Annotated in this window: 21 protein-coding genes; 13 read left to right on the forward strand and 8 right to left on the reverse strand. The window is 70.1% G+C overall.

What is annotated here, in order from left to right; genetic code table 11:
• The first annotated feature begins 73 nt into the window (after positions 1–73).
• Positions 74–1,525 carry an NAD-dependent succinate-semialdehyde dehydrogenase gene (locus ABTV10_RS06095; RefSeq protein WP_499033243.1) on the forward strand — a complete coding sequence of 484 codons (1,452 nt, stop codon included), beginning with the start codon at positions 74–76 and terminating at the stop codon, positions 1,523–1,525.
• A gap of 119 nt (positions 1,526–1,644) precedes the next feature.
• Here ABTV10_RS06095 and ABTV10_RS06100 read toward each other — a convergent pair whose 3' ends face one another.
• Positions 1,645–1,938 (reverse strand): chorismate mutase, encoded by a 294-nt coding sequence (locus ABTV10_RS06100; RefSeq protein WP_127915154.1) that lies wholly within the window; start codon positions 1,936–1,938, stop codon positions 1,645–1,647.
• A gap of 329 nt (positions 1,939–2,267) precedes the next feature.
• Here ABTV10_RS06100 and pcrA point away from each other — a divergent pair, with 329 nt between their 5' ends.
• On the forward strand, positions 2,268–4,718 hold the full coding sequence (pcrA, locus tag ABTV10_RS06105; protein WP_499033244.1) for a DNA helicase PcrA: 2,451 nt from the start codon (positions 2,268–2,270) through the stop codon (positions 4,716–4,718).
• Positions 4,719–4,763: 45 nt separating this feature from the next.
• Here the strand turns inward: pcrA and ABTV10_RS06110 are convergent, their stop codons facing one another.
• The gene (locus ABTV10_RS06110; protein WP_499033245.1) at positions 4,764–5,516 is read right to left on the reverse strand and encodes an SDR family NAD(P)-dependent oxidoreductase; all 753 of its coding nucleotides are present in this window, start codon (positions 5,514–5,516) and stop codon (positions 4,764–4,766) included.
• A gap of 309 nt (positions 5,517–5,825) precedes the next feature.
• Positions 5,826–6,698 carry a M23 family metallopeptidase gene (locus ABTV10_RS06115; protein ID WP_499033246.1) on the reverse strand — a complete coding sequence of 291 codons (873 nt, stop codon included), beginning with the start codon at positions 6,696–6,698 and terminating at the stop codon, positions 5,826–5,828.
• Between the two features lie 492 nt (positions 6,699–7,190).
• Here ABTV10_RS06115 and ABTV10_RS06120 point away from each other — a divergent pair, with 492 nt between their 5' ends.
• The 3 genes from ABTV10_RS06120 to sucD all read left to right on the forward strand — a co-directional run bounded on the left by ABTV10_RS06120 (position 7,191) and on the right by sucD (position 11,279).
• On the forward strand, positions 7,191–9,047 hold the full coding sequence (locus ABTV10_RS06120) for a hypothetical protein (RefSeq protein WP_499033247.1): 1,857 nt from the start codon (positions 7,191–7,193) through the stop codon (positions 9,045–9,047).
• Positions 9,048–9,191: 144 nt separating this feature from the next.
• Positions 9,192–10,361 carry an ADP-forming succinate--CoA ligase subunit beta gene (gene sucC / locus ABTV10_RS06125; protein WP_433610714.1) on the forward strand — a complete coding sequence of 390 codons (1,170 nt, stop codon included), beginning with the start codon at positions 9,192–9,194 and terminating at the stop codon, positions 10,359–10,361.
• Positions 10,362–10,376: 15 nt separating this feature from the next.
• Positions 10,377–11,279, forward strand: a complete 903-nt coding sequence (sucD, locus tag ABTV10_RS06130) for a succinate--CoA ligase subunit alpha (protein WP_280762629.1) — start codon at positions 10,377–10,379, stop codon at positions 11,277–11,279.
• Between the two features lie 69 nt (positions 11,280–11,348).
• On the opposite strand, the gene ABTV10_RS06135 is transcribed toward sucD, so the two are convergent.
• Positions 11,349–11,984 carry an IMPACT family protein gene (locus ABTV10_RS06135; RefSeq protein WP_499033249.1) on the reverse strand — a complete coding sequence of 212 codons (636 nt, stop codon included), beginning with the start codon at positions 11,982–11,984 and terminating at the stop codon, positions 11,349–11,351.
• Positions 11,985–12,067: 83 nt separating this feature from the next.
• Here ABTV10_RS06135 and ABTV10_RS06140 point away from each other — a divergent pair, with 83 nt between their 5' ends.
• From ABTV10_RS06140 to purH, 5 genes are all read left to right on the forward strand, one after another.
• Entirely contained in the window at positions 12,068–13,459 is a 1,392-nt protein-coding gene (locus tag ABTV10_RS06140; protein ID WP_499033250.1) for a DUF2252 domain-containing protein, read from the forward strand.
• 83 nt (positions 13,460–13,542) lie between these two features.
• Positions 13,543–14,403, forward strand: coding sequence for a DUF5336 domain-containing protein (locus tag ABTV10_RS06145; protein ID WP_499033251.1), 861 nt, complete (start codon positions 13,543–13,545; stop codon positions 14,401–14,403).
• A gap of 70 nt (positions 14,404–14,473) precedes the next feature.
• Positions 14,474–16,039, forward strand: a complete 1,566-nt coding sequence (locus ABTV10_RS06150; protein WP_499033252.1) for a cell division protein PerM — start codon at positions 14,474–14,476, stop codon at positions 16,037–16,039.
• Between the two features lie 90 nt (positions 16,040–16,129).
• A complete protein-coding gene (gene purN, locus ABTV10_RS06155; RefSeq protein WP_499033253.1) occupies positions 16,130–16,738 on the forward strand; it encodes a phosphoribosylglycinamide formyltransferase in 609 nt (202 codons plus the stop codon).
• The gene (gene purH, locus ABTV10_RS06160) at positions 16,731–18,284 is read left to right on the forward strand and encodes a bifunctional phosphoribosylaminoimidazolecarboxamide formyltransferase/IMP cyclohydrolase (RefSeq protein ID WP_499033254.1); all 1,554 of its coding nucleotides are present in this window, start codon (positions 16,731–16,733) and stop codon (positions 18,282–18,284) included. Before purN ends, purH begins: the two co-directional genes overlap by 8 nt.
• A 43-nt stretch (positions 18,285–18,327) precedes the next feature.
• On the opposite strand, the gene ABTV10_RS06165 is transcribed toward purH, so the two are convergent.
• Positions 18,328–18,576, reverse strand: coding sequence for a hypothetical protein (locus tag ABTV10_RS06165; RefSeq protein WP_499033255.1), 249 nt, complete (start codon positions 18,574–18,576; stop codon positions 18,328–18,330).
• A gap of 337 nt (positions 18,577–18,913) precedes the next feature.
• Positions 18,914–19,879 (reverse strand): alpha/beta hydrolase family protein, encoded by a 966-nt coding sequence (locus ABTV10_RS06170; protein ID WP_499033256.1) that lies wholly within the window; start codon positions 19,877–19,879, stop codon positions 18,914–18,916.
• Positions 19,880–19,967: 88 nt separating this feature from the next.
• Between ABTV10_RS06170 and ABTV10_RS06175 the strand changes: the two genes are divergently transcribed.
• Both ABTV10_RS06175 and ABTV10_RS06180 read left to right on the forward strand, forming a co-directional pair.
• A complete protein-coding gene (locus tag ABTV10_RS06175; RefSeq protein WP_499033258.1) occupies positions 19,968–21,359 on the forward strand; it encodes an ATP-binding protein in 1,392 nt (463 codons plus the stop codon).
• 24 nt (positions 21,360–21,383) lie between these two features.
• Positions 21,384–23,327, forward strand: a complete 1,944-nt coding sequence (locus ABTV10_RS06180) for a vWA domain-containing protein (protein ID WP_499033259.1) — start codon at positions 21,384–21,386, stop codon at positions 23,325–23,327.
• A 9-nt stretch (positions 23,328–23,336) separates the two neighbouring features.
• On the opposite strand, the gene ABTV10_RS06185 is transcribed toward ABTV10_RS06180, so the two are convergent.
• Positions 23,337–23,723: a VOC family protein gene (locus tag ABTV10_RS06185; RefSeq protein WP_499033260.1), complete on the reverse strand. Its 387-nt coding sequence runs from the start codon at positions 23,721–23,723 to the stop codon at positions 23,337–23,339.
• Entirely contained in the window at positions 23,720–24,019 is a 300-nt protein-coding gene (locus tag ABTV10_RS06190; protein ID WP_499033261.1) for an ArsR/SmtB family transcription factor, read from the reverse strand. Before ABTV10_RS06190 ends, ABTV10_RS06185 begins: the two co-directional genes overlap by 4 nt.
• A gap of 139 nt (positions 24,020–24,158) precedes the next feature.
• Here ABTV10_RS06190 and ABTV10_RS06195 point away from each other — a divergent pair, with 139 nt between their 5' ends.
• Complete coding sequence (locus ABTV10_RS06195; protein ID WP_499033262.1) at positions 24,159–25,577, forward strand: amidase; 1,419 nt, start codon at positions 24,159–24,161, stop codon at positions 25,575–25,577.
• The last annotated feature ends 19 nt before the right edge of the window (positions 25,578–25,596 follow it).

Consider the following 25,596-nt stretch of genomic DNA (forward strand, 5'->3'; position numbering starts at 1 on the left):
GCAGCTTATCGGCACTGCGCCCGCGGAGCGGGACGACTCTCGTCGAACGAGAAGACGGCGCATGATGGAGGATATGAACTCAGCCGAATTGATTCGTGCCGTTCCCACCAAACTGTGGATCGGGGGCACCCCGGTCGATGCCGAGAACGGCGCCACGTTCCCCGTTCACGACCCCGCCACCGGAGAGGTCCTCACCGAGGTCGCCGACGCCAGCCCCGCCGACGCGGTCAAGGCGCTCGACGCCGCCGCGGCCGCCCAGTCGGACTGGGCCGCCACCGCGCCCCGCGAGCGCTCCGAGCTCCTGCGCTCGGTGTTCGAGAAGATCACCACACGGGCGGAGACGTTCGCCCAGCTGATGACCCTCGAGATGGGCAAGGCGCTGCCCGAGAGCCGCGCCGAGGTGCGATACGGGGCCGAGTTCTTCCGCTGGTTCGCCGAAGAGGCGGTCCGGATGGAGGGCCGGTACCAGTCCGCGCCGGCCGGCAACGGGCGCATCCTCGTCAGCAAACAGCCCGTGGGGCCGTGCCTGGCCATCACGCCGTGGAACTTCCCGCTCGCGATGGGCACGCGCAAGATCGGACCGGCGCTGGCCGCGGGCTGCACGATGATCGTCAAGCCCGCGTCGGAGACGCCGCTGACGATGCTCGCGCTCGCCGAACTGTTCGTCGAGGCGGGCCTGCCGCAGGGCGTGCTGTCGGTGCTGCCGACGTCGCGTTCGAGTGCGGTCACCGAGCCGCTGCTCGCGGACCCACGCCTGCGCAAGCTCACGTTCACCGGTTCCACAGCGGTGGGCCGGCTGCTGGTGGAGAAGTCGGCCTCGGGGCTGCTGCGCACCTCGATGGAACTCGGCGGCAACGCGCCGTTCGTGGTGTTCGACGACGCCGATGTCGATGCGGCCGTCGACGGCGCGATGCTGGCGAAGCTCCGCAACGGTGGCGAGGCGTGCACCGCCGCGAACCGTTTCCACGTCGCGAACGCCGTCCGCGACGAGTTCACCGCGAAGCTCACCGAACGCATGGCAGCGTCGAAGCTGGGCCCCGGCATCGACCCCGCGACGAAGCTCGGCCCCCTGATCAACGCCGACCAGCTCGCCACCGTCACGGAACTGGTGGACGACGCCGTCCGCGCCGGCGCGAAGGTGCTGCTCGGCGGCGAGGCGCCGGGTGGGCCGGGCTGGTTCTACCCCGCGACGGTGCTCGCCGATGTGCCGTCGGCGGCACGGATCCTGCGCGAGGAGGTGTTCGGGCCGGTCGCCGCGATCAGCGGGTTCGACACCGAGGAGGAGGCGATCGCCGCCGCCAACGACACCGAGTTCGGCCTGGCCGCGTACATCTACACCCGCGACCTCGACCGGGCGCTCCGCGTCTCCGACGCGCTCGAGACGGGCATGGTCGGCGTCAATCGGGGCGTCATCTCCGACACCGCGGCGCCGTTCGGCGGTGTCAAGTCGTCCGGCTTCGGGCGTGAGGGCGGCAGCGAGGGCATCGCCGAGTACCTCGAAACCAAGTACATCGCGCTCACCTGAGACGTGTCCGGGGGCGTCGCACCCGAAGCCCTCGGCGCACACGAGAACCGCCCGGTCCGAAGACCGGGCGGTTCTGGGAAGTTCGATCGACGCGTGGAGCTCGGTGCTCTCGGAGGTCTCTAGTGCCCCAGTCGTCCGCGACCGAGGCGCAGCAAGAGCATCGCGAGGGTGTGTCCCTCCTGGCCGAGCTCGCTGAAGCGCTCGAGAACCTTCATCTCCCGACTGTGGACCAGGCGGGGGCCACCGGACGCCATCCGGGTGCGGCCGATGATCTGGGACACCTCGCTGCGACGCTTCACAGCGGCGAGGATCTCCGCATCGAGTCGGTCGATCTCCTTGCGGAGTTCGGCGATCTCGGCCTCGCTCGAAGGCAGGGGCGACTCGGATGAAGGCGTTGCGGTCGGACTGCTCATAATCTTCTCCTCGTGTCGGAACTAGGTTCGTTCGGTTCCCTCGAGTCGTTACGAATCCGGGTCCAGCTCACAAGAACGCCCCGGGATCCGGTGTGGACCTCGGGGCGCGCGGGGGATCAGGCCGCGGGCACCGTCGGTCGGTACCCGCTGGGAAATCGCCAGTGCTCGCGGGGCGAGCGCCATCGGCCCGGCTCTCCCTGTGCGGCAATGATCATCACTCCAGTTTGCCACGCAAAGGAGTGCAACCCAAGCAGAGGTGACTGCCTTCACCACCTGCGGTATCGGGCCCCTCCCGCAATGTCGGACTTCGCCGGTAGCGTGGACAGACGATGAACACGATTCCCGGCTCCACGATCGGTGCGGCAGGCCGTTCTCCCGCCTCGTCCGACGCCCTGCTCGAAGGTCTCAATCCCCAGCAGCGGGAGGCCGTCCTGCACGCGGGATCGCCGCTGCTCATCGTCGCGGGCGCGGGGTCCGGCAAGACCGCCGTGCTGACCCGGCGGATCGCCTACCTGCTCGCCGAGCGGGACGTGATGCCTGGCCAGATCCTCGCGATCACGTTCACCAACAAGGCCGCCGCGGAGATGCGCGAGCGCGTCGCGCAGTTGGTGGGCCCGCGCGCCAACAGCATGTGGGTGTCGACGTTCCACTCGAGCTGCGTGCGGATCCTGCGCGCCCAGTCCGCGCTGCTGCCGGGTCTGAACTCGAACTTCTCGATCTACGACGCCGACGACTCGCGCCGCCTGCTGACGATGATCGCCAAGGATCTGGAGATCGACTCCAAGCGGTACTCGGCGCGGCTGCTCTCGACCAAGATCTCGAACCTCAAGAACGAGCTGATCGATCCCGGCGAGGCCGAAGCTGCGGCCGCGGCTGATGATGCCAACGACCTCGACAAGCTCGTGGCGCGCGTGTACGCGCACTACCAGCAGCGGCTGCGGGCCGCGAACGCGCTCGACTTCGACGACCTGATCGGCGAGACGGTGTCGCTGCTGCAGCGGCACCCGCAGGTCGCCGAGTACTACCGGCGCCGGTTCCGGCATGTCCTGGTCGACGAGTACCAGGACACCAACCACGCCCAGTACGTGCTGGTCCGTGAGCTGGTGGGGGAGCCCAGCGACGACCCGCACACGGTCCCGCCGGCGGAGCTGTGCGTCGTGGGCGACGCCGACCAGTCGATCTACGCGTTCCGCGGCGCGACGATCCGCAACATCGAGGAGTTCGAGCGGGACTACCCGGACGCCCGGACCATCCTGCTCGAACAGAACTACCGGTCCACGCAGAACATCCTGTCGGCCGCGAATTCCGTCATCTCCCGCAACACCGGTCGGCGTGAGAAGCGACTGTGGACCGACTCGGGCGAGGGCGAGCTGATCACCGGCTACGTCGCCGACAACGAACACGACGAGGCACAGTTCGTCGCGTCGGAGATCGACCGCCTGGCCGACGCCGGCGACGCGAAGTTCGGCGACGTCGCCGTCTTCTACCGGACCAACAACTCGTCGCGCGCGCTGGAGGAGATCTTCATCCGCCTCGGCATCCCGTACAAGGTGGTCGGCGGCACCCGGTTCTACGAGCGCAAGGAGGTGCGCGACATCGTCGCGTACCTGCGCGTGCTCGCCAACGAGGACGACGCGGTGAGCCTGCGGCGCATCCTCAACACCCCGCGCCGCGGCATCGGCGACCGCGCCGAGGCGTGCGTGTCGGTGTACGCCGAGCAGAAGGGGGTCGGGTTCGCGCAGGCGCTGCGGGCCGGCGCCGAGGGCGTCGTACCGCTGCTGAACACCCGGTCCCAGAAGGCGATCGCGTCGTTCCTCGAGTTGCTCGACGGGCTGCGCGCGATGATGGCGTCCACCGATGCCGACGGAAACGACCTCACCGACATCGGCGAGATCATCGAGGCCGTCCTCGACCGCACCGGGTACCGTCGCGAACTCGAGCTCAGCAGCGACCCGCAGGACGGCGCGCGACTCGACAACCTCAACGAATTGGTGAGCGTTGCAAGGGAGTTCAGCTCCGACGCGCGCAACGCCGCCGCGTTCGCCGCGGAGAACGCGGCCCCCGACGACGTCGTGGACGACGAGGGCCTGCCCGACCCGGGTTCGCTCGCGGCGTTCCTCGAGCGCGTCTCGCTGGTCGCCGACTCCGACCAGGTGCCCGACGCCGGCGAGGGCGTCGTCACGCTCATGACGCTGCACACCGCCAAGGGGCTCGAGTTCCCCGTCGTGTTCGTCACCGGCTGGGAGGACGGGCAGTTCCCGCACATGCGGGCACTCGGCGATCCCGCGGAGCTGTCGGAGGAGCGGCGACTCGCCTACGTGGGTATCACGCGGGCGCGGCACCGGCTCTACCTCACCCGTGCGATCGTGCGATCCGCATGGGGTCAACCGGTCACCAATCCGGAATCACGCTTCCTGCAAGAGATCCCGGCCGATCTGGTGGACTGGCGCCGCGAGGATCCCGGCGTCCTCGGCGGTGGGGGAGCGATCGGGGGCGGTCGCCCGCGTGGCCAGGGCTACGGCGGATCCGGTTACGGCGGTTCCGGATTCGGCGGTGGTGGCCGCGGTGCGGGTTCGTCGCCCAGCTTCGGGGCGCCGCGCGGCCGCAACAACAACCTGGTGCTCGCGGTCGGCGACCGGGTGAGTCACGACAAGTACGGACTCGGAAAGGTCCTCGAGACGAAGGGCAGCGGTCCCACCGCGACCGTCACCATCGACTTCGGGTCCGCCGGCAAGGTGCGTCTGATGCTGATCGGCGGCGTGCCGATGGTCAAGCTCTAGGACTCAGGTACACCTCGCCGGCCGGGCCGAGGGATTCTGCACAGGCTACTGCGCGGTGTAGCCGCCGTCGACGAGGTGGTGGCTACCGGTGATGAACGACGCGGCGTCACTGGCAAGGAAGCACACCAGATGCGCGACCTCGGTGGACCGACCGAGGCGTCCGATCGGATGCTTCGAGACGAGGATGTCCCGCGCATCCTGGTCGGCATCTTTCAGCAACGGCGTGTCGATGAAACCCGGGCCCACGGAGTTCACGCGGATACCGGACGCCGCATACTCGAGGGCGACCGTCTTCGTCAAACCGACGACGGCGTGCTTGGATGCGACATAGGCAGAGCTGTTGGCGGAGCCAACGCTACCGAGGATCGAAGAGACGTTCACGATCGCGCCGCCACCGTTCTGCGACATCGAATTGACCTGGGCGCGAACATTGTGGAACACCCCGTCGAGGTTGACGCGGGTTACCCTCTCCCAGTCCTGGTCACGGAACTGGCCGGTCGGAACACCTCCTCCGACGATCCCCGCGTTGTTCACCGCGATCTTGAACGGGGCAAGGGTTGCGGCTGCACGGACGGACTCCTCTGCGACTTCCGGTAGGGCCGCGTCGCCGATGACGGCAACGGCAGTGCCTCCCGCCGCTGCGATTTCCGCAACCACCCGGCTCCCGGCTTCTTCGTTGAGGTCCTGGACGACGACACTGGCGCCACTGTCGGCCAGGAGCAGCGCAACCGCCCGACCGATCCCTGACCCCGCACCCGTCACAACCGCCGAACGGCCGAACACATCATAAACAGCCAAGGCCGACATCCTTTCTCGCAAAGTCGATATGCGCGGTTCTGCCGAACGCAGTTCTCGCGGAAGCCATAACGGCGACGCCCCGTCCAGGGCGACGGATTGAGACAGTATCCAGAGACGCCGGATCGAGCTTGACGGTTTGGGTCAAATTTCTTGACCTGTTGGGATGTGCCTGTGTCGTCCGCCACCGGATCGAAGTCCAGTCGTCCTGGCCACGGCGAAGAGGGGCAGGTGGGAGGCGGGTGTCAGTGGAGTATGCTGCGACGCGAAATCACATGGCCCGCAGCCGTTCTCGTGGCTGCGGATCGAGCGTCAGGGCTGCTCGACGCCGAGGCTGATACCGCGGGTCGCGAGCCACGGGATCGGGTCGATCTTGTTTTCGCCGGCGAGGTGGACCTCGAAGTGGAGGTGCGGGCCGGTGGAGAAGCCGCGGTTGCCCATCGTGGCGATCTGGTCGCCGGCCATCACCTTCTGGCCGACGGTGACCAGGGTCTCGTTGATGTGGCCGTACACGGTGATGGTGCCGTCGGCGTGCTGGACGCGCACCCACATGCCGAACCCGGACGCCGGGCCGGAGTCGATGACGACGCCGTCGGCCACGGCGTAGATCGGGGTGCCGATGGCATTGGCGATGTCGACACCCGCGTGCAGCGTGCCCCAGCGGGCGCCGAACGACGAGGTGTAGGTGCCCTTGGCGGGCAGGACGAACAGCGGGCGGCGGGCCGCGGCCTCGCGGGCGGCGCGCTCCTCGCTGAAACGCTGACCCTTGGCGAGGAGGTTCGAGAACTGGCCCAGGTCGGTCGGGCTGGCGACGGCGAGGACCTGCGGTGCCGAGCTGTCGGAGGAATTCTGTGCGACATCGCTGAACTGGGCGGCCTGCGGAACGGCGGTGGTGGCAACGGAGCCGGAGGCGGTGAGCTCGACCTCGGAGTGGTCGGAATTCTCGGCCGGGCCGTTGGTGGCTGCCTGGCCTGCGGCGACGACTGCGCCGGCGGCGACCGCGATGACTGCGGCGCGGCCCTTCAGGGCGGAGGGGGGAGCTGGGAGGCGGTGCTGGCCGCCGCGGCGGGGAGCGACGACATCGACTGTCGGATCGATCGTCCCCGCGGGGGTGAAGTACTCGGTCGGCGCCTCGTCTGTATCGACGGCGTCGTAGTGATTTTCAGGCTTGGAACTGTGGAGCATGGCGCTACGAATCTCAGATCTTTCCGCCTCGGGGTAACGAACCCCCGAGGGCGTCGGATAGCTGGTTGCGACGCCGTCCGCCCGTTCCGACAGCGTGACCGGAGACGGCTCCGCTGCTGGATTGCAACGCTCGAACTCGTGATCTGCCGCAGCCGGGAACCTGGAGGCTTCCGGGTCAGCGTGTTGATTCACAAAACGGCTGGCGGTGAACTGAGTGCGGTGGCGCATGTGCCTTTCCGTCCTCCTGCCCGTGACCTGCCTGTGACTTAGACCCTGGCGACGGTAACGAAACGGTTGCAGGGGAGCAACCCGTAAGACCGGACGAAACGGGAGATGTGACTGGCGTCACAGCGCGAACTGGGCGGATGCCGAACATGCCAAATGGTCTCGTTCATATATCGGGACGGGCCCGCCGCGTTACATCACGTATATCTGCGGTCCGACATTCCTGTTCGAGCGACGATCCGGCGCACACCCGCTAGCGTCGCGCGGGTGGATTCCCCAACCGAACTGCGCGCGGTGCCCGAAGCGATCGAGCCCACCGGCAAACGGACGATCGACCGGCCCGCGAGGCGCGGTGACGACGGGCCCGGTCTGCTGCCGTACGCGGCCGTGGCGCTCGCCGCCGTGGGTGCGCTCGCGGTCGCCGCGGGAACCCTCGGCGCGGTCGCGCGCTCCGCGGCCGATGCGACGCGGATTCCGGGAGTCGGTGCGGCCGCCGTCGTGGCGGTGCTGCTCGCGCTGTCCGTTCCCGTGGTGGCCGCGGTCCTCACCGTCCGTCGGTCGCCGGCGGGCGGCGCGGTGCTCGCGGGGGCCGGCCTCGTGTCGGTGGGGCTGTGCGTGATGGACGTGCAGTTGTGGAGCGGCCCGATCGACGCCAACCGGCTCGAGCTGTTCCGCCCTGTGACGGCCGGCGGCATCGAGACCGGACCCGGTGCCGCGCTCGTCCTCGCGGGGCACGTGTGCGCCGTGGTGGCCGGGATCGCCGGACTGGCCGTGGTCCACCGTGCCTCGCACGCAGACGGTTACGGCTCGTCGCCCGATCCGGACGCGGTCGGTCGTCCGGTAGGGGCGCGCGTCGGGGGCGGGCTGGTCACGGTGGTGCTCGCCGCCGCCGTCGCGCTCGCGGCGGCGCTGTTCACGCGTCCGTTCACCTCGAGTGATCCCGTGCTCGTGGTGCGCGCCGCGATCGCGTCCGACGCCGCCATCGCAATCGGCAGTGCGGTCGTGGCCGTCGCCGTGCTGATCGCCGTGGCTGCAGCGCTGGCATCCGTGGACGTCGGCGTGGCCGCCGGCGTCGTCGGGGGAGCGGCCCTGGCCGCGCTCGGACCGGTCGGCAGCCGTTTCGCGGCGAGCCTCGCGGACGACCGTCTCGCAGCCGGCGCCGGAACAGTGTGCGGCGTGCTCGGTGCCCTGCTCCTCGCGGTGGCTGCATCGTCGATCCCCGTCGTCGCCGGCCGGCGCGAACGACGCGCCGCGGTCGTGCTCGAGGAGCCGGCGCAGCCGCGCGCCGGCGCCCGCGGAAGCGGCGCCGCGGCCCATGAGCGGATGCTGCGGTGGCACGCCGCGGCCGGTGCCACCGGTGTGCTCGCCGGGGCGCTCGCGAGCGTCGGCGCTCTGCTGCCGGTGCTCTCCGTGCCCGCGGGGCTGCCGGAGCCGGACTTTCCCGCCACCCGGCTGGTGCTCGTCGCCGGAGTGTTGCTGGCGATCACGAGCGTGTGGCTGCTGATGTCGGAGTTCTCCGTGTTGTTCCGCCCGGCCCTCGCGATCATGTGGGTCGGGGTGGTCGCGGCGGCCGCGGACGTCGCGCAGACCGCCCTGAGCGCGGTCCAGCTCCCCGGCGTGAGGCTGGGGGTGGGCAGCATCCTCGTCACGTGCGCGGCCGTCGCGGCGGCGGGCGCCGGCGTCCTGGCGGCCATCGCCGGTGCCGTCGAACGTGACGACATCGATACGTCGGAGCCGCACGATCCCCCGCAGCAGATACTGATCGTCGGGGCGGCCGCCGCCGTCGCCACCGTGCTCGGATACGCGCTGCCGCTGTACCGCGGCAGCGACGGCACCGCGGCCGCGCTCGGTCGCCTGCCGTGGGGCTGGGACGCGTGGGGGCAGGTGCTGTCGGTGGTGGCGATCGTCGTCGCGGTGCTGGTCGCGATGGGTGCGCGGCCGGCGCGCGGGGCCGCGCTCCTCGCCGGTGCGGCCGTCGTCGCCGCCCTCCACGTGCTCGCGTGGCCGCTGTCCGCTGGACGTCTGACCGATCCGGTCGTTGCCTCCGGCGCCGCACCTGCAATCCTTGCGGTAGTGCTCCTCGCGGTGAGCGCGGCGCTCGTCGGGCGCCGCGACCGCCGTTGAGGCGTGCATCGACGGCTGTCGTCGCGTGACATATCCCACATAGCATGTGGGCGGGCGATAGGCGATTGATTGAACTAGTTAAAGTCCGACACGGACCCGCTCCTACCCCTGAGCGGGCGTCAACGCAGACGAGACGGTGAGCAGATGGATCTCTTCGAATACCAGGCGAAGGAACTCTTCGCCAAGCATGACGTGCCGACGTCGGCCGGCCGTGTTACCGACACTGTCGCCGGTGCCCGCGAGATCGCGGAGGAAATCGGCAAGCCGGTCATGGTCAAGGCGCAGGTCAAGGTCGGTGGCCGCGGCAAGGCCGGTGGCGTGAAGTACGCCGCCACCGCGGATGACGCGCAGACTCACGCCGAGAACATCCTCGGCCTCGACATCAAGGGTCACGTCGTCAAGAAGCTCCTGGTCGCCGAGGCGAGCGAGATCGCGGAGGAGTACTACATCTCCTTCCTGCTCGACCGCACCAACCGCACCTACCTGGCCATGTGCTCGGTCGAGGGTGGCATGGAGATCGAAGAGGTCGCCGCCACCAAGCCGGAGCGTCTGGCCAAGGTCTCCGTCGACGCCGTCAAGGGTGTCGACCTCGCGTTCGCGCGCAGCATCGCCGAGCAGGGCCACCTGCCCGCCGAGGTGCTCGACGCCGCAGCCGTGACCATCCAGAAGCTGTGGGAGGTCTTCGTCAAGGAAGACGCTCTCCTCGTCGAGGTCAACCCGCTCGTCCGTACGCCCGACGACCAGATCCTGGCCCTCGACGGCAAGGTCACCCTGGACGCCAACGCCGACTTCCGTCAGCCCGGCCACGCCGAGTTCGAGGACAAGGACGCGACGGATCCGCTCGAGCTCAAGGCCAAGGAGAACGACCTCAACTACGTCAAGCTCGACGGTGAGGTCGGAATCATCGGTAACGGCGCCGGCCTGGTCATGTCGACTCTGGACGTCGTCGCCTACGCGGGCGAGAAGCACGGCAACGTGAAGCCCGCCAACTTCCTCGACATCGGTGGCGGCGCCTCGGCTGCCGTCATGGCTGCCGGCCTGGACGTCATCCTGAACGACGCGCAGGTCAAGAGCGTCTTCGTCAACGTCTTCGGCGGCATCACCGCGTGTGACGCGGTCGCCAACGGCATCGTCGGCGCGCTCGAGACCCTGGGCGACGAGGCCAACAAGCCGCTCGTCGTGCGCCTGGACGGCAACAACGTCGAAGAGGGTCGTCGCATCCTCGCCGAGGCCAACCACCCGCTGGTGACGGTCGTCGCAACCATGGACGAGGCTGCCGACAAGGCTGCCGAGCTCGCCTTCGCAGCGAAGTAAGGGACACACACAACAATGGCTATCTTCCTGACCAAGGACTCCAAGGTCATCGTCCAGGGCATCACCGGCGGCGAGGGCACCAAGCACACCGCTCTGATGCTGAAGGCCGGCACCCAGGTCGTCGGTGGCGTCAACGCTCGCAAGGCCGGCACCACGGTCTCGCACACCGACAAGGACGGCAACCAGGTCGAGCTGCCGGTCTTCGCGACCGTCGCCGAGGCCATGAAGGAGACCGGCGCGGACGTCTCGATCGCGTTCGTTCCCCCGGCCTTCTCGAAGGACGCCATCGTCGAGGCCATCGACGCGGAGATCCCGCTGCTCGTGGTCATCACCGAGGGCATCCCGGTGCAGGACTCCGCTTACGCGTGGGCCTACAACGTGGAGAAGGGCAACAAGACCCGCATCATCGGCCCCAACTGCCCGGGCATCATCACCCCGGAGGAGGCCCTCGTCGGCATCACCCCGGCGAACATCGCGGGCAAGGGCCCGGTCGGCCTGGTCTCCAAGTCGGGCACCCTCACCTACCAGATGATGTTCGAGCTGCGTGAGTACGGCTTCTCGACCGCCATCGGCATCGGCGGCGACCCGGTCATCGGCACCACCCACATCGACGCCATCGAGGCGTTCGAGAAGGATCCCGAGACCAAGCTGATCGTGATGATCGGTGAGATCGGTGGCGACGCCGAGGAGCGTGCCGCCGACTACATCAAGGCCAACGTCACCAAGCCGGTCGTCGGCTACGTGGCGGGCTTCACCGCTCCCGAGGGCAAGACCATGGGCCACGCCGGCGCCATCGTCTCCGGTTCCTCGGGCACCGCGCAGGCCAAGAAGGACGCCCTCGAGGCGGCCGGCGTGAAGGTCGGCAAGACGCCGTCCGAGACCGCGGCTCTCGCCCGGGAGATCCTGAAGAACCTCTGATCCGGTCGGATCTCACGAACGGCGCTCGCAGCCAGGACACTTCGTCCGGCTGCGGGCGCCGTTCGCGTGTCACACGTCGACCCACCGGACCCCTGCCGGAGTGAGTTCGCTCGCGCCGGCGGTCAGTTCGGCCACGACGGCCGCCAGGTGCGCGGGATCCTTCGTCGCGAGCGTGAACGTGACCTCGGCGGCGTAGGCGGTGTCGACGACGGGGATCCCGCGTCCGCGTAGTTCGGCCTCGAGACGGCCCGCGGTGTCGTGCCCGACGTCGAGCGACAACAGTTCGAGGCGTTCGCGGCTGAGCCACCCCGGAGCGGCGCTCGCGGTGTCGGCCGCCGCCGCCACGGCACCCGAGTACGCCCGCACGAGTCCACCGGCCCCGAGCTTGATGCCGCCGAAGTAGCGGGTGACGACGGCCGCGACGTCGACGAGTTCGCGCGCCCGCAGCACCTGCAGCATCGGGATCCCGGCGGTGCCGCCCGGTTCACCGTCGTCACCCGACCGTTCGGCCCGCTCGGACGGCTCGTTGCCGGTGATGTACGCCCAGCAGTGGTGTCGCGCGTCCGGGTACAGCCGTCGCTGTTCGTCGACGAACGCCTGCGCGTCGGCAGGGGTGTCGACTCGCCGCAGCGCCGCGATGAACCGGGAGTGCTTCACCTCGGTCTCCGCGACGACGTCGGAACCGGCAGGCAACGTGAAGGGCATGATTCATCTTCCCTTTTCCGCTGTCGCGGACATGCCGTGGGGAGACAATGGGGCGGTCCCGACCCGAGCCGAGGTGAGGCGCCATGACCGACGTCGTAGAGTTCTCCACCCGCAACGACCGCGCGGGCCGCGGTGAGGAGGCACGTCGCCGCGTGCCGTTCGAGGCGCTCGTCGACATCGGACCAGGTGCGCAGCGCGACCCGATCGGATTGCTCGAGGAGCAGGCCCGGACGCGGATCCCCGACCTGGTGCCCGTCCGATACAGCCGAATGGCAGTGGCGCCGTTCGCGTTTCTGCGCGGCGCAGCCGTCGTCATGGCCGACGACCTGGCGCGCACGCCCGACACGGGTCTGCGGGTGCAGCTGTGCGGGGACGCCCATCTCGCCAACTTCGGCATCTTCGCAACCCCGGAACGGCGGCTCGCGTTCGACCTCAACGACTTCGACGAGACCTACCCCGGGCCCTTCGAATGGGACGTCAAACGGTTGGTCGCCAGCTTCGAGGTCGCCTGCCGCCAACTCGGATTCGGCGAAAAGCGTCGTTCGCGCATCACCCGCGCGTGCGTCGCCGCGTACCGGGAGACCATGGTCCGGCAGGCTGGACTCGGCAACCTGGCGGTCTGGTACGCGCACGTCGAACCGACGAGCGAGTTGGCGCAGCTGCGCGACGAACTCGATTCCGCGACCCGCAAGAGCAGCAGGAAGCTGGTCGAGAAGTCGTGGAACTCCGACAGCGTCCAAGCGCTGGGGAAGCTGACGACGCTGGTGGACGGGCAGCGGCGGATCGTCAGCCGTCCGCCGCTGATCGTGCCGATCGAGGAGGTGTACGCCGACGCGGACGCCGACGGGCTCTATCGTGAGCTGCGCGCCCGGCTCGGCGAGTACGCCGGCACGCTGCAGCGCGAGTGCCGGATCCCGTTGGAACAGTTCGAGTTCATGCAGGCGGCGCGGAAGGTCGTCGGGGTGGGCAGCGTGGGCACTCGGGCCTGGATCCTGCTGCTGCGGGGGCTCGACGACGACGATCCGCTGTTCCTGCAGGCGAAGGAGGCGCAGGAGTCCGTGCTGGCGCGTCACGTCGACGGTCCGAAGTACCCGAGTGAGGGGCAGCGGGTGGTCGAGGGGCAGCGGGTGATGCAGGCGGCCAGCGACATCTTCCTGGGATGGCAGCAGGGGGTGGGGTACGACGGCGTGCGCCGCGACTACTACGTGCGTCAGCTGCGGGACGCCAAGGCATCGGTGTCCGTCGACGGGGCCACCCCGGTCGGGGCGGAGATCTACGGCCGGCTGTGCGGGCGAGTGCTCGCCCAGGCCCACGCCCGCTCCGGAGATCGGGTCGCGATCGCCGCGTATATGGGCTCGGGTACGGGGTTCGACGAGGCCATCACGGCGTTCGCCCGCGCGTACGCGGACCGCACCGAGCGCGACCACGCCGCACTCGTCGACGCACTCGGATCCGGGCGGGTCGTGGGGGCGTGAGCGCACGGCGCTGCATCGATCACGGCTGATGCGCGATTGCGGGTAGCGTTCAAGGCGTTGCGTTTCACCGACGAGGAGCAGACATGACTTACACCGACGGAGGGTCCTACGGGCAGCCTTCGCAGGCGTCGACCGAGACGGGGACGAAGAACCTGTCGTTCTATCTCGGACTTGCCGTGGCCGCTCTCGGCATCGTGAACTTCCTGCTCGGTTTCGCGCCGTACGTCGAGAATTCGACGACCGTCGGCTTCGGGTTCTCGTTCACCCAGGACGCGTTCGAGAGCGGCGGCGCACTCCCGCTGGCGTTCCTGCTGACCGGTGGTCTGCTCGCCGGGCTGTCGCTGCTGCCCAAGCAGGAACACGCCGCTCCGGCTGCGGTCGCCTCGCTGGTCGGCTTCCTCGTGTCGTTCGTCTTCATGCTGAGCCTGCCCGGTGGCGGCAGCCTCGCCGGTGGTGGGATCGCGATCCTGGTCCTCTCGTTCGTCCAGGCGGTGATCGCGGTCGCCGTCTTCCTGTTCGGTGCCGGCATCGTCAAGATGCCGCAGCCGCGGCCGTCGCGCACCCACGTCCACCCGGCCGCCTACGGCCACCCGCAGGGATACAACCCGCAGGCCCCGCAGCCGGGGTACGGGGCACCCCAGGGCTATGCCGCCCCGCAGGGCTACCCGCAGCAGCAGATGCCCGGCTACGGCCAGACCGGGCAGGCGCCCCAGGGTTACCCGCAGCAGCCGACGGCCGGCTACGGGCAGTTCCAGGCGTACCAGGCGCAGCAGCCGACGCAGCACATGCCGCAGCAGTCGCCGTCCCCGTCTGCCCAGCCGCACACCTCGCAGCCCGGCGAATCGTCCGGCGCGCCGTCCGGGACACCGGGTGCCGACGCGTCCGGTGCACCCACGCAGGCCTTCGACGCGCAGGCGCGCGAGGACGACGACGAGAAGAAGTGACACAGTGCGCCCCACCACGCCTCGGCGCGCCTGAGGGGCGCCGCCGCGCGCGGGTGCGACCCTCGATTCGATGACTTCTCTGCTTGCTCGCGGCCCCCGCCGCGACACTTCCAGCCGCCCCGACCCCGCGTCCGAGCAGGTGCGTGCCCTGGTCGGTGTGGCGCTGCGTCCCACGGGTGTCGCGATCGTCCTGATCAGTGCGGCCGTGCTCGTGACGTTGGTGTCGTCGAACAGCGACCTGACGGGCGCGGTCGGCGCGATCGCGGCGGGCTGGCTGGCGCTGCACCAGGTGTCGCTGACCATCACCGACGCACCCCTCGGGATCCTCCCGCTGCTGCCGACGGCGGTGCTGGTGTGGGCTGTCGCGCGGGGCTGTGCCCGGGCGGTGAATCCCCAGTCGTCACTTCAGGACGCCGCGCGCGTCGTCGCGGCCGCGGTCGCCGGTCCGCTGGCGGCGACCCTGATCGCGCTCGCGGTGATCACCGACGCCACCGTCGTGATCCCGTTGGCGGCGCCCAGCGCGCTCGAAGCCCTCGCCTGCGTGGTGGGCATCCACCTCGTCGCGGCGTGCGCCGGCGTCGTGGTGGTGATCGGCCCCGCCGAGTGCGCCCGGGTGGGCGCCCCGGAATGGCTGCCTTCCATCGCCCGGCCCGCCGCGCGCGCGGCCGGCCTGCTCTTCGCCGCCGGTGCCGCGGTCACGGTCGCGTCGCTCGTCTGGTCGTGGTCCGAGGTCGGTGACCTGTTGGACGACGACTCCGGATTCGCCGGGGTACTCGGCCTGACCGTGCTGTCGGTGCTGTACCTGCCGAACGTCGCGGTCGGTGCCGTCGCGGTGCTCGTCGGCGGCACGGCGCACGCCGGCGGGACGACGTTGAGCGTGTTCGAGATCGTCGGTGGACCGGTGCCGCCGGTGCCCGTGCTCGGCGGTGTCCCCACCGACCTGGTCGGCAGCGCGTGGCCCGTTCTGCTCGTCGTACCGGTGACGGTCGGAGCCCTGCTCGGTCGTGACTGCGGGCGGTTGCGCCTGCCGGTCGCGGAGACCGCGTACGCCGTGCTGTGCGCGGCGGCGGGCGTCGGTGTGCTCGCCGCGGTGGCCGGTGCGCTGGCCGGTGGCGATATCGGCTCCTACGGGTTCGTGGGGGTCGAACCCCTGGCCTTCGGACTGGTCAGTTTCGGATGGCTGGCCGTGCCGGGCGTCGTCGTCGGGGTGCTCCTCGCGCGACGGAACAGCACCGAAGACGGTGGTGACGAGGCGGAGTCGGTGGACCGGGAAGGCGTATCGACCGAGGCGCCCGCCGGCGAGCCGAGCTTCGAGGTGAAGCGGCTCGAGCGTCCCACCCTGAGGTACCGATCGGCGGCCGTACCCGAACTGGAACAGGCGGCCGCGGCGACCGAGCCGACCGCAGCGACGGAGACCACCGCGCCGCCGGAGACGGTCGTCGACGCCGAGATCGTGTCGGAACCGACAGCCCCGACCGGGGCGGACGAACCTTCCGGCGGGGAGGTCGCAGAGCCGGTCGAGGCCATCGAGGTCGCCGTCGACGCGGTTGTCGGGGAGCGGGCGAGCGACGAAGCGGACGCCGCCGAGGCCACCGAAGGCGACCTGCCGGACGGTCCGGTGACCCCCAGCGACTAGGCTCTTACCCGGCCGGTGATGCGGCCGGAACCGTCTCGAAAAACCAGGAGTAGTGCGCTGACTGCCACGCGTGACCAGCTGCGGCCCACAGTGCCCGCTCGGATCGTCGTACTCGCATCGGGGACGGGCAGCCTGCTGCAGGCTCTCATCGCCTCCGCGCGTGCCGACGAATACCCCGCGACCATCGTCGCGGTCGGGGTCGACCGTGACTGTGCCGCCACCGAGCGCGCCACGGACGCTGGTATCGCCCACTTCACGGTGTCGTTGCGTGATCACGCCGACCGTGCCGCCTGGGACGTCGCCCTCACCGAGGCCGTCGCCGCGCACGAACCGGACCTGGTCGTCAGCGCCGGATTCATGAAGATCCTCGGCCCCGCGTTCATGGAGCGCTTCGGTGGCCGCATCATCAACACGCACCCCGCGCTGCTGCCCTCGTTCCCGGGTGCGCACGCGGTGCGGGACGCGCTCGCGTACGGCGTCAAGGTGACCGGCTCGACGGTCCACCTCGTCGACGACGGCATCGACACCGGACCGATCCTGGCTCAGGAACCGGTCGCGGTCCTCGCCGACGACGACGAGGCCACCCTGCACGAGCGCATCAAGACGGTTGAACGACGACTGCTGGCCGAGGTCGTGGCCGCTGTCGCCCTCCGAGGTGTTGTTTCCGACGGACGAAAGGCCGTGATCCCCAGTGAGTGAACGCAAGGCTGTGCGCCGCGCACTCGTCAGCGTCTACGACAAGACCGGCCTGGTCGAGCTGGCCACCGGCCTGCATCAGGCCGGCGTGGAGCTCGTCTCCACCGGCTCCACCGCCGCCAAGATCGCCGATGCCGGCATCCCGGTCACCAAGGTCGAGGACCTGACCGGCTTCCCCGAGTGCCTCGAGGGCCGCGTCAAGACGCTGCACCCGCGCGTGCACGCCGGCGTCCTCGCCGACACCCGCAAGCCGGAGCACCTCGCGCAGCTCGAGGAGCTGGGCATCGAGGCGTTCCAGCTGGTGGTCGTGAACCTGTACCCGTTCACGCAGACCGTCGCGTCGGGCGCCACCCCGGACGAGTGCGTCGAGCAGATCGACATCGGCGGCCCCTCGATGGTCCGCGCCGCGGCGAAGAACCACCCGTCGGTCGCGGTCGTCGTCGACCCGAAGAAGTACGAGGGCGTCCTCGCCGCGGTCGAGGCCGGCGGCTTCACCCTCTTCGAGCGCACCGCGCTGGCCGCGCAGGCCTTCCAGCACACCGCGTCCTACGACGTCGCGGTCGCCACGTGGATGACGTCCACGATGGTCGAGTCCGACGAGCAGTTCCCGCGGTGGGTCGGCGCGACGTGGGACCGTTCCGCGGTGCTGCGCTACGGCGAGAACCCGCACCAGGCGGCGGCGCTGTACGACAGCCCGGCCGGCCCCGCCGGCCTCGCGCAGGCGAAGCAGTTGCACGGCAAGGAGATGTCGTACAACAACTACACCGACGGTGACGCCGCGTGGCGTGCCGCCTTCGACCACTCCGAGCCGGCCGTCGCGATCATCAAGCACGCCAACCCGTGTGGCATCGCGGTGGGCGCCGACATCGCCGAGGCGCACCGCAAGGCGCACGCGTGCGATCCGGTCTCCGCGTTCGGTGGCGTCATCGCCGCCAACCGTGAGGTGACCGTCGAGATGGCCGAGCAGGTCGCCGACATCTTCACCGAGGTCATCATCGCCCCGTCGTACGCGCCGGGCGCCGTCGAGGTGCTGACCCGCAAGAAGAACATCCGCGTGCTCGAGGCCGCCGCCCCCACCGCGACCGGCATCGAGCTGCGCCCGATCTCCGGCGGCACGCTGCTGCAGGAGCGCGACGTCCTCGACGCCGAGGGTGACAACCCGGCCAACTGGACGCTGGTCGTCGGTGAGGCCGCGGACGAGAAGACCCTCGCGGACCTCGAATTCGCGTGGCGCGCATGCCGTGCCGTGAAGTCCAACGCGATCCTGCTCGCACACGACGGCGCCTCGGTGGGCGTCGGCATGGGCCAGGTCAACCGCGTCGACTCGGCGCACCTCGCGGTGCAGCGTGCCGGTGACCGGGCCAAGGGTTCGGTGGCCGCGTCGGACGCGTTCTTCCCGTTCCCCGACGGCCTGCAGGTCCTGCTCGACGCCGGCGTCCGTGCCGTCGTCCAGCCCGGTGGCTCGGTCCGCGACAACGAGGTCATCGAGGCCGCCCGCGAGGCCGGCGTGACGCTCTACCTGACCGGCGCGCGCCACTTCGCGCACTGATCGAACAGTCCGACGACGCTCCCTCGTCCGGCTCGCGCGCCTCTCAGGCCGCGAGCCCGGACGGGGGAGCGTCGTTGTGTGCGGAGGCGAGCAGCGCACGGGCGTTGGCGGCGTCGGTGCCCGAGATGACCAGGCGGGCGGCGCCGCGGGCGAGCAGTTCGCTGAGCAGTGCCGCCGCGCCGGTGTCGTGACCGGGATCGACGTGACGCAGATCGATCGTGACGACCTGCCCGGTGAGGTCGCCGGGCAGATCCTGGGTGGTGGCGCCCGTGGCGCCGAGTCGAAGCTTCATTCTCTGGTTCTCCTGACTGGAAGCGATAAAAGAAAAGGCACCCGAGGCGGTGTGCCTTCGGGTGCCCGAGAGAGATTCCGGTTACGGGGAACTGGTCTCTCGGGGCCACCTGAAGAAGGCTGCGTGGCTGTGCCGCGCGGGTACGGCGAAAAACGCGTGCTTCGAAACGTGCTTGGCATATACGTGCTTCACGGCAATTGCCGAGGCTATCGACTGCATCGCGACCGTACCTTTCTCGTGTGTGCCCGTCGGTTAACGGAGAACCATACAGCAGTGTCCGCCCGGCGACATCTCGGTTTTTCGCCGAGCGTGTCGCCGGGGACACCCTGCAGGGACATCAGAGACTGCGGAGCCAGCCCTCGAATCCGCTGGTGAACTCGGTCGACCACGGCAGCGGCTCGATGTAGTCGGCGCCCGTGGACGCGACGGCGCCGATCTCCTTGAGCACGTGGTTCGCCGTCGTCATGCGCACCGAGGTGAGGGCCGTGTGGGCCAGGGCGGCGTCGAGCGCGTCGACGTCGGCGCAGTCCAGCTGGATGTCCTTGGCGGAGCAGCTCGTCACGACCGGCAGGCCGGCGGGCAGGCGACCCGCGAGCTCGCGCGGATCGAGCGCGTCCTCCTCGGCGAGGGCCCGCGCGTTCGCGGGTACCAGACCGGCCGCGCGCAGCGGTTCGGGCAGGTCGTCGGCGAGCGTGGCGTCGGAGCGCAGCGACTCGACGGCGCCGGCCAGCGCCAGCCTCAGCTCGTCGGCCAGCTCGACCGGCAGCTGCCCGGCCCCGACGACCGCGGTGAGCTGGCCGTCGATCTGCGTCGTCAGCAGGTCCAGCAGGCGCACGCTCAGCGGCTCGAGCAGACCCAGTCCCGCGACGTTTGCGCCGCCGGCGGCGAGGGCGAGCGCGATCAGCGCGCCCTCGCTGTGGCCGACCACGTACACGCGGTCGGGGTCGACGGCGGCCCGGCCGGCGAGGAAGTTCAGCCCGGCGGCGGCAGAGTCGGTGAACACGGAGAAGCCGAGGCCGCCGATGTCGTCGACGTCGTACGGGCCCAGTCCGGTGGTGCCGCTGCCGAGCTTGTCGTAGCGCAGGCTCGCGAACCCGCGCTGCTCGAGCAGGTCGGCGAGGAACTCCAGGGTGCCGATCGAGCCGGGCAGCAGCGCGCTGTCGCCGTTGCGGTCGGTGGGACCGCTGCCGGCGAGCAACAGCACGGCAGGCGCGGGGGAGTCCGCGCCGGCGCCCGCCGGGAGACGGAGGCTGCCGTGCAGCGTGATGTTGCCGGTGGTGAACGTGATCTCGAAGTCGGCCATGACGTGTGTCTATCAGAGCCTGGGAAAGCGCAGCGCAGGCGACGGCGTTCCGGGTGCCGAATCGCCAGAACGCTCGTAACTTGGAGTGGTGACTGCCACACCGCCTGCGCACCTGCCCCGGACACTCGGTGAACTCCGCGCGTCTGGTCACGTCCAGCGTTCGGTCAAGGACGAGATGCGGGAGAACCTTCTCGTGTATCTGCGCGACGGCTACGACCCGTGGCCCGGCATCGTCGGCTTCGAGGAGACGGTGCTGCCGCAACTCGAGCGGGCGCTCATCGCCGGCCACGACGTCGTGCTGCTCGGCGAGCGCGGTCAGGGCAAGACGCGTCTGCTGCGCACCCTGTACCTGTTGCTCGACGAGTGGACACCGGTGATCGCCGGTTCCGAACTGGGCGAGCACCCGTACGAGCCGATCACGCCGATCTCGCTGCGGCGGGCGGCCGAACTGGGGGACACGCTCCCGGTCACGTGGCGGCACCGCAGCGAACGGTACGCCGAGAAGCTCGCGACGCCGGACACGTCGGTCGCGGACCTCGTCGGCGACGTCGACCCGATCAAGGTCGCGGAGGGGCGGAGCCTCGGCGACCCGGAGACCATCCACTTCGGCCTGGTGCCGCGCGCCCATCGCGGGATCGTGGCGATCAACGAGCTGCCGGACCTCGCCGAGCGGATCCAGGTGTCGCTGCTCAACGTCATGGAGGAACGCGACATCCAGGTGCGCGGCTACACGCTGCGGCTGCCGCTCGACGTGCTGCTGGTGGCCAGCGCGAACCCGGAGGACTACACCAATCGCGGACGGATCATCACCCCACTCAAGGACCGCTTCGGCGCCGAGATCCGCACGCACTACCCGTCGCTGCTCGAGGACGAGATCGCGGTGATCGAGCAGGAGGCGAACCTGCAGGCCGTGGTCCCGCACCACCTGCTCGAGGTGCTGGCCCGGTTCACCCGGCTGCTGCGCGAGTCGACGTCGGTGGACCAGCGTTCGGGGGTGTCGGCCCGCTTCGCGGTCGCGGGCGCCGAGACGGTGAGTGCGGCCGCGGTGCACCGCAGCGCGGTGCTCGGCGAGGCGGAGGCGGTGGCCCGGCCGATCGACCTGGGCACGATCGTGGAGGTGCTGCGCGGCAAGGTCGAGTTCGAGTCCGGCGAGGAGGGGCGCGAACTGGAGGTCCTCGAGCACCTGCTCAGGCGCGCGACCGCGGACACGGCCCGCCTCCGGCTCGGCGGCATCGACCTGGCGCCGCTCGTGACCGCCGTGGAACTGGGGCGGCCGGTGGTGACCGGGGAACGGGTCACCGCCAAGGCGCTGCTCGGGGAGCTGCCCGAGCTCGAGGTGCTCGACGAGGTCGCGGCCCGGCTCGGGGCCGAGTCCGACGGCGAACGCGCGTCGGCCGCCGAACTGGCACTCGAGGGCCTGTACCTGGCCCGGCGGATCTCGAAGAACCCGGACGAGAACGGTCAGGCCGTCTACTCGTAGTCGGCATTCGGATTGGGAGGCAGGATGTCTCGCGGCGCGCGGTACGGCCCGTACGAGGGCGGGGATCCGCTGGCCCCGCCGGTGGATCTGCGGGAGGCGCTGGCCGCGATCGGCGACGACGTCCTCGAGGGGGCGTCGCCGCGGCAGGCGCTGCGGGAGTTGCTGCGGCGCGGGTTCGGGGAGCGCCGCGGCCTCGACGATCTGGCGGCGCAGGCCAATCGGCGACGTCGGGAGGTGTTGCAGCGCAACAATCTCGGCGGAACGCTCGACGAGGTGCGGGAGCTGCTGGATCGCGCGGTACTGGAGGAGCGCAAGACCCTCGCCCGTGCCCTCGACGACGACGCCCGGTTCGCGGAGATGCGGATCGAGGAACTGCCGCCGTCGACGGCGCAGGCCGTCGCCGATCTCGCCGACTACGACTGGCGCAGCAGCCAGGCCCGGGAGGACTACGAGAAGATCCGCGACCTGCTCGGGCGCGAACTGCTCGACCAGCGGTTCGACGGGATGAAGCGGCTGCTCGAGGGCGCCACCGACGAGGACCGCGAACGCATCCGGGAGATGCTCGAGGATCTGAACTCGTTGCTGGACAGCCATGCCCGTGGCGAGGACACCACCGAGCAGTTCCGGGAGTTCATGAACCGGCACGGCGAGTTCTTCCCGGAGAACCCGCGCAACACCGACGAGCTGCTGGACTCACTGGCGCGTCGGGCAGCGGCGGCGCAGCGGCTGCGGAACTCGCTGTCCGCGGACCAGCGCGCGGAACTGGATGCGTTGGCGCAGCAGGCCTTCGGCGACCCCTCGCTGATGGACCAGCTGGACCGCCTGGACGCGCACCTGCGGGCGGCCCGGCCCGACGAGGACTGGAAGGGATCGGCACAGTTCCGCGGCGACGAGGGCCTGGGCCTGGGGGAGGGGACGTCGGCCGTCGCGGACGTCGCCGACCTCGAACGGCTGTCCGAGCAACTGTCGCAACAGTATCCGGGCGCGCAGCTCGACGACATCGACACCGAGACGCTGGCCCGGCAGCTCGGTGGCGAGGCGGTCGCCGACGCCCGCACTCTCGCCGACCTCGAGCGGGCGTTGCAGCAGCAAGGCTTCTTCGATCGTGCCCCGGACGGCCAGTGGCGGCTGTCGCCCAAGGCGATGCGGCAACTCGGCCAGACGTGGCTGCGGGACGTGGCCGGGCGACTGGCGCACCGCGGCGGCCAGCGGGAGACCCGCCGTGCCGGCTCGATGGGCGAGCCGACGGGGGCGTCGCGGCCGTGGGAGTTCGGCGACACCGAGCCGTGGGACGTCACGCGCACCCTGACCAACGCGATCCTGCGCGAGCCGGGCCGGATGCCGGTGCGGATGACGGTGGCCGACGTCGAGGTCGCCGAGACCGAGCAGCGCGCGCAGGCGGCGGTGGCGCTGCTGGTGGACACGTCGTTTTCGATGGTGATGGACGGGCGCTGGGTGCCGATGAAGCGCACCGCGCTCGCGCTGAACCACCTGGTGACCACGCGGTTCCGGGGAGATGCACTGCAGCTCATCGGGTTCGGCCGCTACGCGCAGGCGCTGTCCGCCGCCGAGCTCGCGGGCCTGGACGGGGCGTGGGATCAGGGCACCAACCTGCACCACGCGCTGCTGCTCGCGGCCCGGCACCTGCGGCGGCACCCCAACGCGCAGCCCGTCGTGCTCATCGTCACCGACGGTGAACCCACCGCGCACCTCGAGCCCGACGGGCAGGCGTTCTTCGACTACCCGCCGAGTGTGCGGACACTGGGACTGACGGTCCGCGAACTCGACACCCTCGCCCGGCTCGGCGCACAGGTCACCATCTTCCGGCTGGGCGACGACCCCGGCCTCGCCCGCGTCGTCGACCGCATGGCCCAGCGCGTCGGCGGCCGCGTCGTCGCACCCGACCTCGACGGGCTGGGCGCCGCCGTGGTCAGCGACTACATGCGGATGCGGCGTCCGGGCCGGTGAGTGCGGGCCTCAGGGCTGACTGGCGATCTGGATCAGGTTGCCGCACGTGTCGTCGAAGACGGCGGTGGTGACCGGGCCCATCGAGAGCGGTTCCTGTGTGAACACGACCCCGAGTGCCCTCAGCCGTTCGAACTCCGCCTGGACGTCGTCGACGGCGAAGGACGCGGCCGGGATGCCGTCCGCCACGAGGCCCTTCTTGTAGGCCTGGGCCGCCGGGTGCTCGTCCGGTTCGAGGAGCAGCTCGGTGCCGTCGGGATTCTCCGGGGAGACGACGGTGAGCCACTTGTGCTGCCCCAGAGGGACATCGGTCTTCTTCACGAAGCCGAGGACGTCGGTGTAGAACGCGAGCGCCTTGTCCTGGTCGTCCACGTGCACGCTCGTCAGATGGATCCTCATTGCGTTTCTTCCTCTCGGTCGTCCGGTGCGGGTATGGGCCAGCGGTCGACGATCGCCCGCAGTGGGGTGGTGTCGAGGTGGTGGAACTTGTAGCGACCCTCGCGGCGGGTGCGGAGCAACCCGGCCCCCTCGAGCACCGCGAGGTGCTGGGAGACGGCCTGCCGGGACGATCCCGATCCGTACTTGGTGACCAGTCGGGTGCACAGCTCGAACAGCGTCTGCCCGTCGCGATCGGCGAGCTCGTCGAGGATTGCCCGTCGCGTCGGGTCCGCCAGCGCCTTGAACAGATCGCCCACGCCCGAACCATAGGCAAGTAGTGACTTGCCTGTCAACGGTGGCCCGGCACCATCGGTCATTCGACCGATGGTGCCGGTGTGACGCCAGTCATAGCGTGGCGTTCGTCTCCGAAACACGTCACCGTGAAGGGTGGTTCCCATGAACACATCGGACCTGGGTTGGATGCCGGCTACCGAGATGGCCGCGCAGGTCTCCTCGAAGAACTTGTCGCCCAACGAGATTGCCGAGGAGATGATCCGTCGGGTCGAGGAGGTCAACCCCTCCGTCAACGCGATCGTGCACTTCGACGCCGAGCAGGTGCGCCGGGACGCGGCGGAACTGTCGCGAGCGCAGCAGAGTGGTGAGCCACTGGGGCCGCTGCACGGTGTCCCGTTCACGATCAAGGACCTCACCGACGTGCGTGGCCTGCCGACCACGTTCGGTCTGGAGCCCATGCGCGACAACATCGCCGAGCGCGATGCGGTGATCGTGACCAGGCTGCGGCAGGCGGGCGGCCTGTATCTCGGTAAGACGAACACGCCGGAGAGCGGCTACTACGCCGGTACCGACAACCACCTGTTCGGACCCACCCACAATCCCTGGAAGCCCGGGCACAGCGCCGGCGGCTCGAGCGGTGGTGCGGCGGCCGCCGTCGCGGCCGGCCTGGGCCCGCTGGCCGAGGGCAGTGACGGCGCCGGTTCGGTCCGGATCCCGTCGGCACTGTGCGGCGTCGTGGGACTCAAGCCCACGACCGGGGTGATCCCGCAGACCATCCTGCCCGGCCGCTACAACAACTGGGCCTACCACGGCCCGATCACCCGGACCGTCGCCGACAATGCGCTGATGCTGGATGTCCTTGCCGGGCCCGATCATTCGGATCCGCTGAGCATCGAGCGAGTCGAGTCGTCGTACGTGGAGGCGGCGCGGGGCGGCATCGACGGCCTGCGCGTCGCGTGGTCGCCCGATCTCGGTCTCGGTTACGTGGAACCGGACGTCGCGGCGGTGTGCGCCGAAGCCGTCGCGTGTTTCGAGGAGATGGGCGCCAAGGTCGTGGAGGCGACGCCCGACTGGGGCGATCCGTCGGAGGCGATGTGGCACGGCATCTGGGTGCCGGGCTTCGCCGGCGAGCACGACATGCTCGACTGGGACTCGCTGCACGGCCGGGTCGACGAGAACCTGATCGAACTCATCCACGAGGGACGGCGGCTGTCCGGTGTCGACTACGGGCGCGCCGACGCGTTCCGCGGCCGGATGTGGGACACCTGGACCGAGTTCATGAACGACTACGACGTCCTGATCTCGCCGACGCTCGCGTCCGCGACCTTCCCGCTCACCCAGTTCGCGCCCGACTGGCTCGAGGGCAAGTCGCTGCGGGAGCAGTTGCTCGACTGGCTGTTGACCTACCCCTACAACATGCTGAACAACCCGGCGATCACGGTGCCGGCCGGCTTCACCCCGGACGGGCGTCCCGTCGGCCTGCAGATCGCCGCCCGGCACCGGCGGGACGCGCTGGTGCTGCGGGTCGCGGCCCACCTCGAGCAGGCCCGGCCGTGGGCCGACCGCCGTCCTGTGGCGTAGCCCACAGGTACATTCGTGC

The sequence above is a fragment of the Paraburkholderia sp. RHO2 genome (assembly GCF_050955445.1).
Classification (GTDB): domain Bacteria; phylum Actinomycetota; class Actinomycetes; order Mycobacteriales; family Mycobacteriaceae; genus Prescottella; species Prescottella agglutinans_A.

Coding starts and splice junctions, on each gene's coding strand:
- ABTV10_RS06170 (WP_499033256.1), bottom strand. CDS start 19,879: ATGGCCGACTTCGAGATCACGTTCACCACCGGCAACATCACGCTGCAC.
- ABTV10_RS06195 (WP_499033262.1), top strand. CDS start 24,159: ATGAACACATCGGACCTGGGTTGGATGCCGGCTACCGAGATGGCCGCG.
- ABTV10_RS06115 (WP_499033246.1), bottom strand. CDS start 6,698: ATGCTCCACAGTTCCAAGCCTGAAAATCACTACGACGCCGTCGATACA.
- pcrA (WP_499033244.1), top strand. CDS start 2,268: ATGAACACGATTCCCGGCTCCACGATCGGTGCGGCAGGCCGTTCTCCC.
- ABTV10_RS06145 (WP_499033251.1), top strand. CDS start 13,543: ATGACTTACACCGACGGAGGGTCCTACGGGCAGCCTTCGCAGGCGTCG.
- ABTV10_RS06100 (WP_127915154.1), bottom strand. CDS start 1,938: ATGAGCAGTCCGACCGCAACGCCTTCATCCGAGTCGCCCCTGCCTTCG.
- ABTV10_RS06185 (WP_499033260.1), bottom strand. CDS start 23,723: ATGAGGATCCATCTGACGAGCGTGCACGTGGACGACCAGGACAAGGCG.
- sucC (WP_433610714.1), top strand. CDS start 9,192: ATGGATCTCTTCGAATACCAGGCGAAGGAACTCTTCGCCAAGCATGAC.
- ABTV10_RS06095 (WP_499033243.1), top strand. CDS start 74: ATGAACTCAGCCGAATTGATTCGTGCCGTTCCCACCAAACTGTGGATC.
- ABTV10_RS06180 (WP_499033259.1), top strand. CDS start 21,384: ATGTCTCGCGGCGCGCGGTACGGCCCGTACGAGGGCGGGGATCCGCTG.
- sucD (WP_280762629.1), top strand. CDS start 10,377: ATGGCTATCTTCCTGACCAAGGACTCCAAGGTCATCGTCCAGGGCATC.
- ABTV10_RS06150 (WP_499033252.1), top strand. CDS start 14,474: ATGACTTCTCTGCTTGCTCGCGGCCCCCGCCGCGACACTTCCAGCCGC.
- ABTV10_RS06140 (WP_499033250.1), top strand. CDS start 12,068: ATGACCGACGTCGTAGAGTTCTCCACCCGCAACGACCGCGCGGGCCGC.
- ABTV10_RS06135 (WP_499033249.1), bottom strand. CDS start 11,984: ATGCCCTTCACGTTGCCTGCCGGTTCCGACGTCGTCGCGGAGACCGAG.
- ABTV10_RS06165 (WP_499033255.1), bottom strand. CDS start 18,576: ATGAAGCTTCGACTCGGCGCCACGGGCGCCACCACCCAGGATCTGCCC.